Here is a 17,318-nt window from a genome sequence, read left to right on the forward strand (position 1 = left end):
CACGCCGCGCCGCGGCATCCGGAACCGGCGTGTCGTCCGCGATCTCCGCAGCTGAGCACACCGGATGCCGCGGGGCGAGCCGCTAGAGCCCCTCGGCGATCCGCTTGATGGCGGCCAGGCGGCGGTCCCACTCGGCGCCGATGGCATCGAGGCGGTGCGCCGTCGCGCTCAGCTCGGCGCCGACGACCCGGAAGCGCACTTCGCGTCCGACGCGCACGGGCTCGACGAGCCCGACCTGCTCGAGCACGGCGAGGTGCTTCGCGATCGCCTGGCGCGTGACGGGCAGGCGCCCGGCGAGAGCGGATGCCGAGGCATCCCCCTCGCCGAGCGCCGCCAGGATGCTCCACCGGGTCTCGTCGCCCAGGGCGGCGAACACGGATACCAGCGTCTCTGCCGTCATGAGCCGCTCTCGAGCAGCGTGACGAGCTTGTCGAGCTCGTCGTTCCAGCCCTGCCGGTGCGACTCGAGGTTCGCGACCGGGTCGGACGTGCTCTCGAAGCCGCTCTCGACGACGGTGAGCTGCGTGCCGCCCTCGACGGGTTCGAGCGTAAAGGTGAAGACCGTCGAGTGCGCGGCGTCGAGCTCGGCGGCCGGGGAGCCGAGGGCGTCGTCGTTGCCCCACCGGTAGGTCACCGACCGGAACGGGTCGAAGCCCTCGACGCGCACCGGCACGACGCCGTAACCGTCGAAGGTGAGCGAACCCATCGCGCCGACGCCGGCGCCGGCGAACTCGGCGATGCCGAACCACTGCGAGATGTGCGCGGGCTCGGTCACGGCCGACCACACCTTCTCGACGGGGGCTTCGATGCGGATGGTGCGCCGCACGGTGAATCGGCCCTCGTCGACGATCGAGCCGGGGTTGGTCGTCATGCTCATGATGATGGTTCCTCTCCTAGGGATCATGCAACTCTGACGTTGCACTTGTGAGCAACCTCAGAGTTGCACATCATCGTTCACAACGCAACCCTACGGTTGCAAGAGCCTAGGCGCGGAAGGCGGGGATGCCGGTGAGTCGCTGTCCGAGGATGAGCGTGTGCACTTCGTCGGTCCCCTCGTAGGTGCGCACCGACTCGAGGTTGAGGGCGTGACGGAGGGGCGAGAAGTCGAGCGTGATGCCGTTGCCGCCGAGCAGCGAGCGCGCGTCGCGGGCGATGTCGATCGCGATGCGGGTGTTGTCGAGCTTGGCCGCCGAGATCATGTGCGGCTCGAGCCGACCGGCGTCCTTGAGGCGCCCCACGCGCAGGGCGAGCAGCTGCGCCTTCTGGATGGCGAGCGCCCAGCTGACGAGCTTGAGCTGTGTCAGTTGATACCCGGCGAGCGGAGTGCCGAACTGCGTGCGCTCCAGCGCGTAGCCCAACGCCTGCTCGAAGCTGTCGCGCGCCGCGCCGACGGCGCCCCACGCGATGCCGTAGCGCGCCTCGTTGAGGCAGGAGAACGGTCCCCGCAGCCCGACGGCGCCCGGCAGGACGGCGTTCTCCGGCACGCGGACGTCGGCGAGCACGATGTCGCATTGCACCGACGCGCGCATCGAGAGCTTCGGCTCGATGGGCGTCGCGGTGAACCCCGGCGTCGCCGTCGGCACGAGGAATCCGCGGATCCCCTCCTCGGTCTTGGCCCACACGACCGCGACCTCGGCGATCGACGCGAGCCCGATCCACCGCTTGGCGCCGTTCAGCACCCACTCGCCACGCTCGAGCCGGGCGGTCGTCGCCATGCTCGACGGGTCGGAGCCGGCGGTCGGCTCGGTGAGGGCGAAGCATCCGATCGCCTCTCCGCGTGCCATGCGCGGCAGCCAAGCCTGCTTCTGCTCCTCCGACCCGTGCTTGTGGATGGCCGACATCGCGAGCGAGCCCTGCACCGAGACGAAGGTGCGGATGCCGGAGTCGCCGGCCTCGAGCTCCTGCATCGCGAGCCCGTACTCGACGGCCGAGCGGCCGGCGCAGCCGTAGCCGACGAGGTGCATGCCGAGCAGCCCGAGCTGCGCGAGCTCGGGGACGAGCTCGGCGGGGAAGACGGCGTCCTCGAACCAGCGGGCGATGCGAGGGCGGATGCGGCGGTCGACGAATTCGCGGACGGTGTCGCGGACCTCGCGCTCGGCGTCGGAGAACTCGTCCTCGAGGTTCAGAAGGTCGGCGGCGGCGCGCAGGTCGTGCAGGGACGGGGTGACGGTCACGGTGACTCCTCTGTCGGATGCCCTCCCCCGAGTGTGCCCGAGCCTCCGCAGTCGTGCGCGAGTCAGCGGCCGCCGAACTCGCGCACCTGCTTCATGACGAGGTGCCCGTTCTCGAGGATCTTCACCTCGAGGTCGAGCGAGTTCTCCTTCTCCTCGCCGTTGGCGCCCGCGACGTTCGCGCAGCCCCCGTCGAAGTACCCCGGCGTCGCGCGGCAGTAGGCGCGCTCGACACGCTTGGCGAGGTCGACGAGCTCGAGCATGCGCTCGGTCGGCAACACCGGCTCGGTGCGCTGCGGCGCATCGGGCCGAGGCTTGGCGAATCGCGTGATCGACAGACTCATCGGCTCGTCGTCGCCGTAGAAGCCTGCCACCGTCACCTCGGAGTACGTGCCCGGATCGGGGTTGGTGACGAGGTTGTTGCCCACCTGCACCGACAGGGAGTAGCCGTAGACGTCGTCGGTGTTGAGGACGCGCGTCACGATGACGGCGTTGGCGGCGACCTCCGACTCCGCGTCGTAGACGGGCAGGATCGCGAGACCCATCGCGATCGAGGTCTGGTCGATGCGCGCGAACGATCGCTCCTCGACGGCGCGCTTGTTCCACAGGCTCGCATAGACGCCCTTGATGGCGCAGCCGACCGACTTCGGCTTGATCTTGCGCTTGACCTCGCCGTCTCCGCCGTCCTCCTCCTCGACCATGCACGGGCCGATCGGCCGGTCGCGCTTCGTCGTGTCGGCGGCGTAGCTGTCGTAGAGGCCCGCCCCGTCGAACCCCTTGACGTCCTCGGCGTTGGCGCTCGACCGCACCTTGACCTTCTTGACGCCCGGCAGCACCTCCTCGAGCTTTGCGCGCACCGCCTCGAGCGCTCCGGGAGGGAAGGATGCCGCCATGATGCCGTCCTGGATCTCCTCGACGCGCCGCACCCGCTGCTTCGGGGCCAGCATCCCCGCCTGCTCGTCCTTGACGAAGGCATCGATGAGCGCCTTCACGTCGGAGTTCGGCGGATGGTCGATGAAGTCCTGATACGCCTGCAGCGGCACGGCGAACCCCTGCGGCACGAGGTCGTAGCCGCGCGTGCCGCTCGGGCTCGTGGCATCCATCACCCTCCCGAGCACCGTGCGATGCGCGAGGAACCCGAGGTTCGCGGCCTTCGACCCGTACCGCTGCGCCGCCGCCTTCGCCGCCTGCGGTGTGCCCGACGCGAGCTCGGTGAACGAGCGCAGCGCTGTCTCGGGCTGCCACGTGAGGGTCGTGAGGGGCGCGCTCAGCTTCTCAGCGAGCTTGGCTCTGACGATCTCGTCGGTCGTCGCCTCCAACGTGAAGTCGTCCTTGCCGACGACGAAGTGCACAGGCTGGTCGGCGAAGGGTGCGAGCCGCGGATTGTCGCGCGCAGCGTCGCGGAGCACCGCGTTAGGGGTCTTGCGCTCCTTCGACTTGAGGTTGACGTGCGAGTTGGTGTCCTGCACGGCGTGCGTCAGCACCCCCGCGACGACGGAGAGGTCGAGGGGCAGCTCGTCGAACACGGGGATGTCGGAGGGCGAGAGGTCGTCGTTGTCGGGCGGGAAGATCCGCAAGTAGCCCCACGCCTCACCCGTGTTGAGAGGGATGTAGCGGATGCCGTCGAGGATGCGATCGATCGGCAGCACGGGCGCCCCGAGGTCGGCGAGCCGGTCGGCGACCGTCGCCGTCGTCTGCTGCGACCCCGTCGGCACGAACGCGAATCTGGCCCCCGCGATGGGGATCTTCGCCATGAGCAGCGTGATCGCCTCGACGACGAGCTCTTCGCGGATGAGGTCCTGCGGGTAGAACTGCAGCCCGTACACGGGGTCGGGGCTGTCGCTCAGCTGATACGTGCGCAGCGTGCCGGCGATGTAGCGCTTGTCCTGCGTGAAGTAGGTCACGCTGTTGAACTCGTCGAGCGACTCGGGGATGCCGTAGGCGACCTGCGCGAAGTAGTAGTGGTACTTCGCGGCGTCGGGTGTGCGGCCGTTCTGCGTGTAGTTGCCGTTGACGAACCGCACGACGGGCGCCGCGGCGTCGCGCCGGTCGATGAGGAACTTCGCGACGCGGCCGTTCGCGACGAGGTCGCCCGCGACGGTCGAGATCGCGGCGAAATCGTCGGCGGTGTCGAGCTCCTCGATCGCGAGCGGGAGCGCGCTCACCTCGCGCGGATGTGGCACCAGAGGGGCAGGATGCGGCACCGGGCGCGCGAGGATCGTCGGGTCCTCTTCGACCGTGCCGAGCAGCCCGCGTGCGCGGCTCTGCGGCTCGACCGCTGTGAGCTCTGTCCGTTGTGCGTCTGCCTCTGCCTGCTCCGCGCCGGCGCGCGGGCGCGCCAGGAATCCCGTCATCCACCCAGTCCTCTCGCGAGCCCCCCCGCGTCGATGCAAGCGGTCCCGGCCACCCCGGGTCAACCCCTGTGCCTGTTCAGGTGGCGCGACACGCGGTCACGCGTCGCGGGATGCCGTGCGTTGCGCCACCCGAAGCGCGTCGGAACCCTCGACCCGGCGGGCGCCCGGCGCTACCCTGAGGCACGGGGGTCGAGGGAGATCGGGCATCGGGGGGTGCTGTGGGCATCAGCGTGACATTCCCGCGCTACGACGACCGCCAGCGTGCGTACGTCACGTGGCGGCCCGTCGAAGTGAAGGTCGCCGTAAAGCCGGCGCAGGCCGGTGGGCCGGTGGCAGTGACGGTGTCGGGACGAAGCTCCGCGGGCGGCGGAAAGCTGCTGTTCGCCGACCAGCTGACGCACGCGGGTGCGGCATCCATCGATCTGAACCTGCCCGCGAACGGCACGGCCGTGAGCGTGTGGGTGGGCGGTGCGTTCCCCGCAGCGAGCGTGCGGTTCGGCGACGTCGTGATCGAGGTGCGCGACAAGGCGACCAACGCGCTGCAGACCAGCCATCCGACGATGGTGCGCGTGCGCAAGAACGCCGACGCTCTCTCGACGGCCGAGCGCGACAGGTTCCTGCGGGCCTTCGCGATGCTCAACGGCGCGGCGAGCGGGCGGTTCATGGACTTCCGCGACATGCACGTCGGCGGCCCGCCCGACCGGGAGGCGCACGGCGGCTCGGGCTTCCTGCCGTGGCACCGCGTCTACCTCCTCGACCTCGAGCGCGAGCTGCAGAAGATCGACGGCGAGGTCGCCCTGCCGTACTGGCGCTTCGACCGCGCGGCGCCGAACGTCTTCAACCGCTCGTTCATGGGCATCCCCGGACCGCAGGACCGGGTGCAGTTCACGATGGGCAATCCGCTGCGCGCATGGGTCGCGGGCAACCTGCCCGGCGTCGAGCGCGGGCCGGGCGTGGGGCCGCAGACCGTGCCCCTCGTTCGCACCGAGCAGCAGACGCTCTCGCTCGGCGGCTCGCCCTCGGCGCAGTTCGCCGGCTTCGAGATCATGCAGGGCAACCCGCACGGCCGCGCGCACATGGCGCACATCCGCGGCGTCATCACCGATCCCGCCACGGCCCCGCAGGACCCCCTCTTCTTCCTGCTGCACTGCAACGTCGACCGACTGTGGGCGAAATGGCAGTGGGCGTTCAAGCGCCACGACCCGCAGGCCGCGCGCTCGTTCGACCCCGCGTCGACGCTTCCGGGCCACCGCCTGGCCGACAAGCTGTGGCCGTGGGGCGGCCCGCTGGCAGCTCCGCGCCCGACGACGGCTCCCGGCGGCGGGCTGACCGCGTCGCCCCTGACGGATGCCCCGGGCAAGAGCCCGCGCATCCGCGACACGATCGACTACCTCGGCGCGATCGGGCCCGCGCAGCTCGGGTTCGCCTACGACGACGTGCCGTTCCAGACGGTGTGAGGCATCCATGAGCGACGAGACCGACATCGAAGCCCTCCGCAAGGCGTACGTCTCGGAGGTGACCGAGATCCGCAAGGCGCGGCCGAAGGCGCGCACGCCCAAACAGGTGATCGGAGCCCGCTCGCCCGAGCTGTCGCAGGACGACCTCGAGGCGCTGCTGGTCGACGCCGAGACGTTCGAGTCGGCGATGCGGATGCTGCTCGACATCCTCGCCGATCAGACGTCGACGCCCGACCTGCAGCTGACCGCGCTCGAGCGGCTCGGCGCCGCGACGTTCCAGCCCGTGCGCTTCGCACCGTTCCATGCCGAGTACATCGAGCGGCTGCGCGAACTCGCCCTCTCGCCCGACAAGGACGTGCGGCACATGGCGCTCGACCGCCTGACGCTCGAGAACGACGAGGTCGGCCAGCAGCTGCTGCGCGAAGGGCTCGAGGGCACGCGCAAGCCTCTCCTGCCTGCTGCGACGGCGGCGCGGTTCCTCGCGCGCGACGAGCACGGCGACGCGGCGCCGCTGTTCCGCGAGCTCGCGCAGTCCAGCACGGGCCGCGTGCGCGAAGAGGCCCTCCGCGCCCTCGCCGCCGACCCGGAGTCGGTCGAGCTGCTGGCCTCGATCTCGTCCGACAAGTCGGAGCGGACGGCCGTGCGGGAACTCGCCGCCATGAGCCTCAAGGCGCAGTCGCCGACCCGGTTCGCCGACGTCGCGCGCGGCCTCGTGCTCGACGACGACGAGGACGACCACCTCCGCACGACGGCACTGTCGGCGGTCGCGTTCACGCCCGAGGCCGCGGCGGCCGTCGACGACCCCGACTTCCGAGCCGGCCTCGACAGGGTGAAGGACGCCACGACGTCGCGGTCGCTCAAGACGTCGATCGACCGCTTCGCGCAGGCGCGTCCTGACGAGCCCGAGAAGTGACCGGATGCCGCAGCCCGTCGACGCGCTGATCGCCGACCTCCTCGCGCGCCCGGTGACGGCTGCCGACCTCCGCCAGGACGCCGCACACGCGCAGGGCCTGTCTGCGGCCGACGCCGAGCGGGTCCGCGCGCACCTGCTCGCGTCGTTCGAGGCGCGGGGCATGCCCGCCGATGTCGCCCCCGTGGTGGCGGAGGAGCTGCGCACGAGCCAGAGCCCCGTCGTGCTGGCCGGCGCGGCGCGCGCCGTGCGCGGCGACCGCGGCGGCGACTGGGCCGAGCTGCTGCAGGGTGCCGCCGACCGCATCGCGACGAGCGACGTCTTCGTCCGCTGGCAGCCCGGGGTCGTGGCGCCGTCGTGGATGCGCACGGCGCGCGGCGAGCTGCTCGCGACGATCGACGAACTCCACGCTGCGCGAGAAGCGCCGAGCATCGGCATCCCGACTCCGTCCTTCGAGGTGGATGCCGCGGCCCTGCGCGCGATCGCGGTCGAAGACCAGGACGGCCGGGCCTCGACCCTCGCCGACCTGATCGAGGGCGAGACGGTGCTCGCTTTCTTCTACACGCGGTGCATGAACCCCGCGCGCTGCTCGCTCACCATCACGCGGCTCGCGGCCCTCGCCGGCGGCGATCGGGCCGTCGTCGCGATGTCGTACGACCCGGCCTTCGACTCCCCCGCGCGCCTGCGCCGCTACGGCGCCGACCGCGGATTCGCCTTCGGCGAGCGCGCCCGCCTGGTGAGGACGGTGGATGCCTGGCCCGCCGTGCGCGAGCTGTTCGGCCTGCGCGTCGGCTACGGCCCGTCGACCGTCAATGAGCACGCCCGCGAGCTCTTCCTCGTTCGACGCGCGGGCGAGGGCGTCGTCGTGCAGGGCCTCGATCCCGACGCCATCGCCGACGTTGCGACGCTCGATCGCTACTTCGTGGCCAGCGAGTAGTCGCCCTCGGCGCAGCCGGTCGCGAACCAGCCGCCCGTGACGAGGGTGGTCTTCAGGTCGGTGATCCCGGTCACCTCGAGCGAGGGCTCGGCCGGGCCCGGGAACCACACCCGCAGGCCGCATCCCTTCTCGCCGACCGTGCCCTTCATCGAGAAGCCGGTGTCGCTCGCCGACAGGTCGTACACGGCGCCGGGGGCCGACTGCGGGTACGCGCGCCCCAGGATCTTCAGCAGGTCGTCGCGCTTCGGGAGGCCTTCGCCGCTCGCGCAGTCCTGCGGGACGAGGGCGTCGCCCACGTCGCCGATGCCACCCTGTGGGTCGCCGCACGCCTGCTTCCACACCCAGTAGGCGCTGCCGAGCACGTACTGGTCTTCGAGCGTCGCGTAGCGATCGAGGCGGGCCACGCGATCGGCCGCGTCGCCCCAATAGCCGTACTCGCCCGACCACAGCGGAACGCCGTAGGCGTCGGCGACGCGCTGGGCGAGCGCGAACTGGCGCTCCATCGAGACGATCGGCGCGATGCCGAGCGAGCGGTCCATCGTGATCGACTCCGCGTACAGATGCGGCGAGAAGGCCCAGTTCGCATCGTGCGTGAACCCGGGCTGCGGACCGCTGTCGAAGCCGAGCCCCGACCACAGGATGCTGGGCTCGACGAACACGATCTGCGGCGCGCCGGTGGCGCGGATCGCGCCGATCGCGCGGTCGTAGAAGCGGCCGAGCAGCAGCGACGTCGTGACGGGGGCCGTCTCGCCGAAGCCCGGCTCGTTCAGGAGGTCGTAGCCGGCGACCGTCGGATCGTCGCGGAACAGCTCGGCGAGGCGCCCCCACGTCTCGACGAGCGCCGTCTGCACGCCGTCGGTGTCGAAGTAGAAGTTCTGGAACGCGCGGTCGCCGGCGGGCGAGATGTCACGCCCCTGGAACTGGCAGCGCGGCGCGCCGTCGGTGATCGTCGCCCACGCCGGTGCGCCGTCGTAGCCCCACATCGAGTCCGTGCCAGGGCGGCAGAACGTGCCGTCGGGCGTCGCGCCGTTGAACCACGAGTCCTGATGCATGTCGAGCACGACGTACAGGCCGTGCGCCTTCGCCCAGCCGACCGCCTGCGTGATGCGGTCGAGGTAGTCCTGGTCGAGTGTGCCGCGCGAGGGCTCGAGCGCCGACCACGACAGCCCGAGCCGTACGACGTCGAACCCTTCGGCGGCCATGCCGGTGAAGTCGTCCTCCGTCAGCGGCCAGGTCGTGGGCACGTCGGCGCGCGGCGCGTAGAAGTCGACGAGCTGGTTCACGTTGACGCCGCGCAGCAGCACCTGGTTGCCGTCTCCGTCGGAGATGATCCCGCCGTTCGCGCGCAGGAATCCCGAGGGGATGGATGCCGCGGCAGCCTGCTCCTCCGCGGCCGCCTCACCGGCATACGGCGCGACGACCGACACCAGGAGGGCGACGACCGCGACCCCTGCAGCGGCGTAGAACGGCACGCGCGCCGCGCGGCCCTCGCGCAGGCGATCGGCGACGAGCGCTCCGACGCCGGCGATCCAGCCCACGCACACGCCGAACGACAGCCCGTCGGCGACCGTGACGTAGGCGCTCATGAGCGGCCAGAGGTCGCCTTGCAGTCCATCGGCGATCGTCGCGACGAGCGCCTGGACGACCCCGACCATCGCCCCCGCCACGATCGCGGCGAGCCAGCCGCCCAGCACACCCGGCACGCGCGAGCGCATCCAGCGGAGAGAGAGCGCAGTCGCGACGGCGATCAGCGCCATCGCGACGAGCGTCGAGAGCAGGCCCCGATCCGGCCGCGCGACGGGCACGGCGGCCGCGTACACGGGAGCCGTGCCCCACAGGCCGGCCAGCAGCGGGGCGACGGCGGCGAGGAGGAGAGCCGGCGCCCAGACCGAGCCCGGGTCGCGGCGCTGCCGATCGGTCGGTCCGCCGAGCCGGCGGGCGAACCCTGCGACGATGAGCGCCGCAGGGATGGCCTTCGCCGTGACGTAGCCGGCCGCCCACGCGGAGAGTGCGAGGTCGCCCGTCATCGCGAGCACCGTCGCGGCCTGCGCAAGGAGCACGGCGAGCACGAGGCCCGGTACGAGGGTCCAGTAGCGGTCGCCCGCGCGCGCCGCCGTCCACCACGTGATGCCAAGCAGGACGGGGACGAACACAACGTACGGCGCGACGGGCCACAGCCCGCGGTCGAAGGCGGGGAGGGCTCCCGACCAGCCGACGAGCGCGAGCAGCCCCGTCGGATCGAGGATCGCCTGGACGATGACCAGGACGAGCATGGCGCAGAGCGCGACGAGGGGACGCCGGATGGCGGGGTTCATTGACACTCCATCGTGACAAGCAGGCCCGCACAGCATCCGCGATCGCGACGCGCAAGTCAAACCGAGCGGCGCTCGGTCTGTGGAGAACCCGCGGGACGCTCAGCCGTCGACGGTCGTGAGCGACGAGGCGAGGAACCTCCTCACTTCACCCGACGGGAACGCCACGTTCACGACGCGCTCGATGAAAACGCCCTCGAGCGGATCGAAGAACTCGACCGGCGGGCCCGATGTCGGATGGATGACGCGCCCCTCCTCCCCCGTGGAGGTCGTCACCTTTTCGGCGTGGTCGAACATGGGCACCGATCGCATGACCTGGATTCTGCTCCTCCCGGCGGCTCGCGCGAGATGGTTGACAGCATCACGCGACGGGGGTAGCGCTCAGACCGGCGCCGTGAAGAGCAGGTAGAGCGCCGCGACGATCGTCAGGATGAAGACGATCCGCTCGAAGACGTCTTGGCGCATGCGCCCCGCGAGCGCCCGGCCCATGAAGGCGCCGATCAGCACGGCGGGCACGAGCAGCAGGTCGATGAGCAGACTCTGCGGAGTCAGCAGACCGAGGCCGATCGCGAAGGGGAGTTTGGCGATGTTGACGATCGCGAAGAACCACGCGGCCGTGCCGAGGAACGCCTTGACCTCGAACCGCGCCGCGACGAAGTACATCGACATGACGGGTCCGCCGGCGTTGGCGACCATCGTCGTGAAGCCGCCGAGCGTGCCGTAGCCCGCCGCCGCGACGCGGCCGCCCCTGCCGACGAGCGACGTGCCGGTGCCCCGCCGTCGCAGCCACAGCGTGAACGCGACGACGAGGAGGAGGATGATCGCGATGGTGCGCTGCACCCACGCGTCATCAGCGAGCGCGAGGAAGCCCGCCCCGACGAGCAGGCCGCAGACGACGGCCGGTGCGAGCCGGATGAGGGTCGGCCAGTCGGCGTGGCGTCGGTACGTGATGAGGGCGAAGGCATCGCCGACGATGAGCAGCACCAGGAGCGTCGCCGTCGAGTGCTTCGCAGGGAGCACGCTCGCGAAGATCGCGACCGCGAGCGTCCCGGCGCCGGGCAGGGCCGTCTTGGACACGCCGACCACGAGCGCGCCGACGGCGAGCAGCGTCCACGCCCAGGCGGTCAGGTCGGTCACAGATCAAGGCTAGGTGCTCCCTCGGGGTTGTCCTGACAAATGACGTTCCCCCGGTGGCGCGACACGCGGCATCCCGTCGCAGGTCGCCGCGTGTCGCACCCTCTGAACCCGCGAAGAGTCAGTCGCTCAGCACGACCTGATCGACCATCAGGTGTCCCCACGCGCCGGTCGCATCGTCGAGGATCTGCAGCTGTGCCGTCTTGCCGGCGAGGTCGCGCAGGTCCCACTCCACCGGGCGCAGCGTCGCGTCGTCGGCGCCGGTCGCCGTGCGCACAGGCTGGCCGTCGACGAGGAGCTGCACGGAGGTCGCCGGCTCGACTCCGAGCGGATGCCGCCCTCCGCCCACGAGGAGGTGCAGGAAGTCGCGGTCGATCGTGAACGGCGGCGAGGTGACGACGCCGGTGGCGGCATCCGATCCCGCGAAGGTGTCGGCGACCTGAGCCCCGACCTGGCCCGCAAGCGCCGAGGCCGACGGGGCCGCCGAGGCGAGCGCCGCCGTGGCCGTCCAGCCGAGCCCCCACGAGCCGCCCTCGAAGTCGGCGATCACCCGCGCGGGCCGCTGCACGACGCTGCCGAACTCGGTGATCGTCAGGTCGTGGAAGGTCGCCGACCCGCCGGAGGTGTACAGCGCGAGACCCCGATCGCCAGGAGGGGCGAAGACCTGACTCGAGTGCACGTACCGGCCGTCGTCGACGAAGACCTCGATCGTCGTGCGGTCGACGAGGATCTCGAGGTGCACGGTTGTCGCCGACGACGGGAAGGGCGTGCGGCTCTCGAGCTTGAACGGATTGTCGGGATGCCCCGTCTGCGCGCGGTTCACATAGGCGTAGGTATCGGTCACCCCGACGTCCGCGTGTCGCGAGCCGTCGGCCGAGCGGCGCAGCTGAAGGCCGATGTTCGTCGCGGTGCTCCACGAGACGTCGGTCTCGATGCGGTACGCGTCACCCTGGTAGGCCAGCGGCAGGAAGCCGTCGACCGTGACGTCGCCCAGGTTCGTGCGGGAGGTCGCGATGCCGTCGAGCGCGGGGACCGGCTGCGACACGAGGCTGTAGCCGGAGTCCGCCTCCTTCAGCGAGATGAGGCGCGTGATCGAGTCGGTGCCGTTGTAGCCGTCGGCGGCCCAGGTCGGCGTCTTGTGCGCGTAGTCCCAGTTGTTCATCCAGCCCACGGCGTATCGCCGCTCGAGCGGCGCCGCCGGGTCTTCCCACGTGACCGCGCCGTACCAGTCGAAGCCGTGGTCGAGCCACTGCGGAGAGGCCGTGTCGACGTGGAAGCTCGAGCCGTCGAAGTCGCCCGTCCAGTAGGCGAAGGTCGCCGGCTCCCCCGTCGCGTACCCGTTGGCGCTCACCCCGAAGACCCAGTGCGTCGTGCCGTCGTCGGCGCGGATCCGGAAGAGGTCGGGACACTCGATCGTGCCGATCCCCGAGTTGACGTATTCTCCGCGCCGCGTCCACGTCCTGAGGTCGGGCGAGGTGTAGAAGCTCACCCGGTCGCGTTCGGCGATGAGGGCGACCCAGCGGCCGCGCTCGGTATCCCACACCACCTTCGGGTCGCGGAAGTCGGCGCGCCCGCCGTTCGCGATGACCGGCTGATCGCCGTATGGGCGGAAGGTGCGGCCGCCGTCGATCGAGTACCAGAGGAACTGGGCCTGCGGGCCCGACGCGTTCGCCTGCTGCGCCGGCGTGGGGTGGTCCATCTGCGTCACGAGCATGACGACGGCGCCCGCGCCGAATCCCGCCGTGTTCGCGGTGTCGACGACGGTCGACCCCGACCACAGGTCGTAGTTCGCGTTCGTCTTCTTGGGGGCCGCGATCCCCTGGTCGGCGAACACGACGCCGTCGTGCGTCGTGGCGAGCCGCCACGCCGTGCCGAAGTTCGCCGCGGGGTCGGCGTCGTAGTCGGAGTTGTACAGGTAGTAGTAGTGGAACTTCCCGTCCACGAAGACCGGCCGCTGCGGGTCGTTCTTCCAGTGGTCGGGCACGGTGAGGTGGTATTGCGCGCGATAGGTCACGGGCTCCTCGGCGCCGGCGGTCGCCGGCGCGACGGCGGGCACGGCGACCGCCGTCGCGGTCAGTGCCGCGACGGCGGTCAGCCGCAGAATGCGGGTGGTGCGGGGAATCGACATCGTCGGCGTTCCTCTTTGCTCGGTGGATCAGTGACTGGCGATGGCCGCCGTTCCGTTCTCTGTCGCCGGGGCGAGCCCGGCCTCGACCGTGAGCCGTCCGTGCCGCCACGCGACCGGCATGGGGTCGCTGATGCCACCGACGAAGGAGCCGTCGGGTCCGGCGTTGCGGAACGCGAACAGCAGCCACTGCCCGTCGTCGCGTCGGCGCAGCAGGCGGCCGACGTACAGGCTGTCGTCGGTCACCGGGTAGGCGGCGTCCACGTCGAACGGACCGGTGAGCGACTCGGCGGGCACCGCCCACGTGCCGCCGGGCGTGCCGCGCCGCGCCGCCGAGGCGTGCTCCGCGAGGCAGGAGAACAACAGCACGGGGCGTCCGTCCACGACCTCGACCTGCGTCACCTCGAGCTGCCCGAATCCGCGCGGGCTCGGAACGCTGAGCGGGGGCCGGAGTTCCCACCGGCGCAGATCCCACGACCGTGCGTGCCCGACGACGCCGCGTCCGTCGGCCGGTCCGTGCGGCGCCCGCGCCGTCACGAGCATGTGCCAGCCGTCGCCGTCGGGGTCGGCGAAGACCCACGGGTCGCGGAACGCCTCGTCGTGCCACGCATCGCTCTCGAGCGTCTCGTACCAGGGCGCCGCGGCCTCCAGCACGGGGCCTGGGGCCTTGGTCCAGACGTGCAGGTCGGAAGAGGTCGCGTAGCCGATCCGCTGCACGTTCTTGCCGTGGGCGGCGAGCGTCGAGCCGGTGTAGAAGAGGAACCACGTGCCGTCGGGATGCCGCACGATGGAGCCCGTCCACGTCGCGAGGTCGTCGAAGGCCGGGCCGTCGCTGCGCACGAGGGCATCGGCGACCTGCGTCCAGGACACGAGATCGGTCGAGACGGCGTGGCCGATCGAGGCGCGGTAGTGCCGCGCGTCGGGGTCTTTCAGCGCCCGCGAGGCGTAGAGGAAGAACAGGTGGTACTGCTCGCCGTCGTCGGCGAACCAGAAGTCCCAGACCCAGGAACCGGGGAGGTCGAACACAGCGTCAGCCCTTCGTAGAGGTCGCGGCCTGCAGGCGCGCGGAGATGGTGGAGTCGAGCTCGGCACGCGACGGCGGGTCGGCGCCGGGACGCGAGACGGCGATCGCCGCCGCTTCGGCGCAGACGCGGAGGATCGCCTCGAGCTCGGCGGGAGGGATGCCGCGCAGCCGCGCACGATGCGTCACGTCGCGGTAGCCGGCACCGAGGAGGCCGTCGATGAGCGTGCCCATGAAGGTGTCGCCCGCGCCGACGGTGTCGACGACCGAGACCGTGACGGCGGGCACCTCGAGGACGCCGGCATCCGTCACGGCGAGGCATCCCTCGCCTCCCCGCGTGACGACGACGACGGCGGGGCCCGCGTCGTGCCACCGCTGCGCCGCCTCGAGCGGCGACAGATCGGGATGCAGCCACGCGAGGTCCTCCTCGCTGGCCTTCACGACGTCGGCGACGCCGAGGTAGCCGGTGACCCGTGTGCGGGCCGCCGCGGGATCGCCCAGGAGCGACGGCCGCACGTTGGGGTCGAAGGTCACCAGCGCCGTACCCGCCAGGTCGGCGGCGAGGCGCGCGACCTCGTCGCCGCCGGGCGGCAGCAGCGCGCCGATCGACCCCGCGTGCACGATGTCGGCATCGGCGACGGAGGCGCCCTCGAGCGCCCACTCGAGATCGAACTCGTATTCGGCGGCGCCCGCCGCGTCGAGCCGCGCCGTCGCGGTCGCGGTGCGCAGTGCGGGCACCGCGTCGACCGTCACCTCCGAGTCGATGAGCCACGCGCGCACGCCGCGCCCGTGCCGATCGTCGCCGAGCCGCGTGACGAGCCGCGGCGCGCGGCCGAGCCGCCCGAGGGCGAGGGCGACGTTCGCGGGGCTCCCGCCCGGCGACTCGTCGACCCTGCCGTCCGCCCGGTGGACGATGTCGACCAGGGCCTCGCCGACCACGACGACGCGGGGTGCGGCATCCCGATCAGTCATCCCTTCACCCCGCTCGCGGCGATGCTGCTCACGAACGCCCGCTGGAAGATCAGGAACACGATGAGCACGGGCAGCGTGATGAGCGACGTGTACGCCATGACCTCGCCCCACGCGGTGTTGAGCTGGAAGAAGTACTGCATGCCGACCATGACGGGGCGAAGGTTCTCCTTCTGCACGACCATGAGGGGCCACAGGTACTGGTTCCACGCCGGGAGGAAGGTGAGGATCGCGACGGTCGCGAACGCGGGACCCGACAGCGGCGCGACGATGCGGCGGTAGATCGTGAACCAGCTCGCGCCGTCGATGCGCGCCGCCTCGTCGAGCGATTTCGGGATCGTCGAGAAGTACTGCGCGAACAGGAAGATCGAGAAGGCGTTCGCGATGAACGGCACGATCTGCACCTGGTAGGTGTTGAGCCAGCCGAAGTCGTACTTGAGGACACCACCCTCCATGACGAGCGTCGGCAGCTGCGCGACCCAGTAGACCATCGGCACCGCGATGGTCTCGAACGGCACGATCAGCGTCGCGATGACGAGCGCGAGCACGACGATCCGGCCGCGCCACTCCAGTCGCGACAGAGCGAACCCGGCCATCGAATTGACGATCAGTCCGAGCCCGACGGTGAGCACCGTGATGAGCACGGAGTTGAAGAGGAACTGCCCGACCGGCACGCGGTCGAAGACGCCGAAGTAGTTGTCGAGGGAGATGTCGCCCACCGGGAGGAAGGCGGACGGCGTGCCGATGTCGCGGAGGATCTGCGCGTCGGGCTTCAAGCTCGAGACGAACATGAAGACGAGCGGGAAGAGGAAGATGACGCCGAAGACGCTCAGGGCGATGTAGGTGAAGACCTTCCCCCGCACGGCAGCGGCCTTCGCCCCAGACGTCGTGCGGGCGACGGGGCGCTCCGCGGCGGTCGTGATGACGGCGGTCGTGGTCGCCATGTCAGCCCTTCTCTCGGGTGAGGCGCCGCTGCACGAGCGCGACGAGCAGCACGGCGACGAAGAAGATGAGCGAGATCGCCGACGCGTACCCGATCTCCTGCTGGTCGTAGCCCTTGCGGACGGCGTGGAAGACGACCGTCGTCGTGGAATTGATCGGCCCGCCCTGAGTCATGACGTCGACCTGCACGAACAGGCCGAGGGCGGCGATCGTGATCGTCACGAGCACGAAGACCATCGTCGGGCGCAGGCCCGGCCACGTGACGTTCGTGAACTGGCGCCACGGGCTCGCGCCGTCCATCCTCGCCGCCTCGTACAGCTCCTCGGGGATCGTCTGCAGGCCCGACAGCCAGATGATCATGTGGAATCCGACCGCCTGCCAGATCGACAGCACGATGATCGCGCCGAGGGCCGTGCTCGGGTTGTTCAGCCAGTCGACGCCGCTCCACGCCCCGAAGGTCAGCGTGTCGATCATCGAGTTGATGAGGCCGTCCTTCTGGTACATGAACTTCCAGAGGATCGACACGACGACGATCGAGGTCACGACGGGCACGAAGAAGATGACGCGGAACGCCGTGACCCCACGCAGCCGCCGGTTCACGAGCACGGCGAGCAGCAGGCCGAGGCCCGCCTGCACCGGCACGACGACGAGCGCGAAGACGAACGTGTTCCACGCGGAATCGAGGAAGACCGGATCGGCCGTGAAGGCGCGGACGAAGTTGTCCATTCCCACGAACCGCGGCGGGTTCGGCGAGATCAGTCGCGCATTCGTGAACGAGAGCGTGAACGCGAGGATCACGGGGATCGCGAGGAACAGGATGAGCAGGATGCCGGCAGGGGCCATCATCCCGAGGCCGGCCCACGTCTCCCGGCCCTTGATGGAGCGGAAGCGGCGGAGCGAACGACGCGGCGTCTCAGCCGCCACCGTCGGAGGGGTGACTGTCATGGAGGTGCCTTTCCAGGTGGCGGGGGGGGGGGGGGGGGGCGC

15 protein-coding genes are annotated in these 17,318 nt (G+C 70.9%); 3 read left to right on the forward strand and 12 right to left on the reverse strand.

The window, feature by feature from the left end; all coding sequences use genetic code 11:
* Window positions 1–82: 82 nt before the first annotated feature.
* From ACH3VR_RS18225 to ACH3VR_RS18240, 4 genes are all read right to left on the reverse strand, one after another.
* Window positions 83–400 carry an ArsR/SmtB family transcription factor gene (locus tag ACH3VR_RS18225; protein ID WP_397557736.1) on the reverse strand — a complete coding sequence of 106 codons (318 nt, stop codon included), beginning with the start codon at window positions 398–400 and terminating at the stop codon, window positions 83–85.
* Complete coding sequence (locus ACH3VR_RS18230) at window positions 397–876, reverse strand: SRPBCC domain-containing protein (protein ID WP_397557737.1); 480 nt, start codon at window positions 874–876, stop codon at window positions 397–399. Before ACH3VR_RS18230 ends, ACH3VR_RS18225 begins: the two co-directional genes overlap by 4 nt.
* A 106-nt stretch (window positions 877–982) precedes the next feature.
* The gene (locus ACH3VR_RS18235) at window positions 983–2,125 is read right to left on the reverse strand and encodes an acyl-CoA dehydrogenase family protein (RefSeq protein WP_397557758.1); all 1,143 of its coding nucleotides are present in this window, start codon (window positions 2,123–2,125) and stop codon (window positions 983–985) included.
* 110 nt (window positions 2,126–2,235) lie between these two features.
* Window positions 2,236–4,524: a PEP/pyruvate-binding domain-containing protein gene (locus ACH3VR_RS18240; RefSeq protein ID WP_397557738.1), complete on the reverse strand. Its 2,289-nt coding sequence runs from the start codon at window positions 4,522–4,524 to the stop codon at window positions 2,236–2,238.
* Between the two features lie 230 nt (window positions 4,525–4,754).
* On the opposite strand from ACH3VR_RS18240, the gene ACH3VR_RS18245 reads away from it, so the two are divergent.
* The 3 genes from ACH3VR_RS18245 to ACH3VR_RS18255 are packed head-to-tail and all read left to right on the forward strand — an operon-like array spanning window position 4,755 to window position 7,828.
* The gene (locus tag ACH3VR_RS18245; protein ID WP_397557739.1) at window positions 4,755–5,981 is read left to right on the forward strand and encodes a tyrosinase family protein; all 1,227 of its coding nucleotides are present in this window, start codon (window positions 4,755–4,757) and stop codon (window positions 5,979–5,981) included.
* 7 nt (window positions 5,982–5,988) lie between these two features.
* On the forward strand, window positions 5,989–6,894 hold the full coding sequence (locus ACH3VR_RS18250; RefSeq protein ID WP_397557740.1) for a HEAT repeat domain-containing protein: 906 nt from the start codon (window positions 5,989–5,991) through the stop codon (window positions 6,892–6,894).
* A 4-nt stretch (window positions 6,895–6,898) separates the two neighbouring features.
* On the forward strand, window positions 6,899–7,828 hold the full coding sequence (locus ACH3VR_RS18255) for an SCO family protein (protein WP_397557741.1): 930 nt from the start codon (window positions 6,899–6,901) through the stop codon (window positions 7,826–7,828).
* Here the strand turns inward: ACH3VR_RS18255 and ACH3VR_RS18260 are convergent.
* The 8 genes from ACH3VR_RS18260 to ACH3VR_RS18295 all read right to left on the reverse strand — a co-directional run bounded on the left by ACH3VR_RS18260 (window position 7,807) and on the right by ACH3VR_RS18295 (window position 17,276).
* A complete protein-coding gene (locus tag ACH3VR_RS18260; protein ID WP_397557742.1) occupies window positions 7,807–10,143 on the reverse strand; it encodes a glycoside hydrolase family 5 protein in 2,337 nt (778 codons plus the stop codon). The two genes, ACH3VR_RS18255 and ACH3VR_RS18260, sit on opposite strands and share 22 nt — an antisense overlap.
* Window positions 10,144–10,242: 99 nt before the next feature.
* Window positions 10,243–10,452 carry a hypothetical protein gene (locus ACH3VR_RS18265; protein ID WP_397557743.1) on the reverse strand — a complete coding sequence of 70 codons (210 nt, stop codon included), beginning with the start codon at window positions 10,450–10,452 and terminating at the stop codon, window positions 10,243–10,245.
* Between the two features lie 69 nt (window positions 10,453–10,521).
* Entirely contained in the window at window positions 10,522–11,277 is a 756-nt protein-coding gene (locus tag ACH3VR_RS18270; RefSeq protein WP_397557744.1) for a sulfite exporter TauE/SafE family protein, read from the reverse strand.
* Window positions 11,278–11,395: 118 nt separating this feature from the next.
* Window positions 11,396–13,402, reverse strand: a complete 2,007-nt coding sequence (locus ACH3VR_RS18275; RefSeq protein WP_397557745.1) for a glycoside hydrolase family 32 protein — start codon at window positions 13,400–13,402, stop codon at window positions 11,396–11,398.
* 27 nt (window positions 13,403–13,429) lie between these two features.
* The gene (locus ACH3VR_RS18280; protein WP_397557746.1) at window positions 13,430–14,425 is read right to left on the reverse strand and encodes a glycoside hydrolase family protein; all 996 of its coding nucleotides are present in this window, start codon (window positions 14,423–14,425) and stop codon (window positions 13,430–13,432) included.
* Between the two features lie 4 nt (window positions 14,426–14,429).
* The gene (locus ACH3VR_RS18285; RefSeq protein WP_397557747.1) at window positions 14,430–15,392 is read right to left on the reverse strand and encodes a carbohydrate kinase family protein; all 963 of its coding nucleotides are present in this window, start codon (window positions 15,390–15,392) and stop codon (window positions 14,430–14,432) included.
* On the reverse strand, window positions 15,389–16,180 hold the full coding sequence (locus tag ACH3VR_RS18290; protein WP_397557759.1) for a carbohydrate ABC transporter permease: 792 nt from the start codon (window positions 16,178–16,180) through the stop codon (window positions 15,389–15,391). Before ACH3VR_RS18290 ends, ACH3VR_RS18285 begins: the two co-directional genes overlap by 4 nt.
* A gap of 154 nt (window positions 16,181–16,334) precedes the next feature.
* Window positions 16,335–17,276, reverse strand: a complete 942-nt coding sequence (locus tag ACH3VR_RS18295; RefSeq protein WP_397557748.1) for a carbohydrate ABC transporter permease — start codon at window positions 17,274–17,276, stop codon at window positions 16,335–16,337.
* Window positions 17,277–17,318: the final 42 nt, after the last annotated feature.

It is taken from the genome of Microbacterium alkaliflavum (assembly GCF_044325405.1).
Taxonomy (GTDB): Bacteria; Actinomycetota; Actinomycetes; order Actinomycetales; family Microbacteriaceae; genus Microbacterium; species Microbacterium alkaliflavum.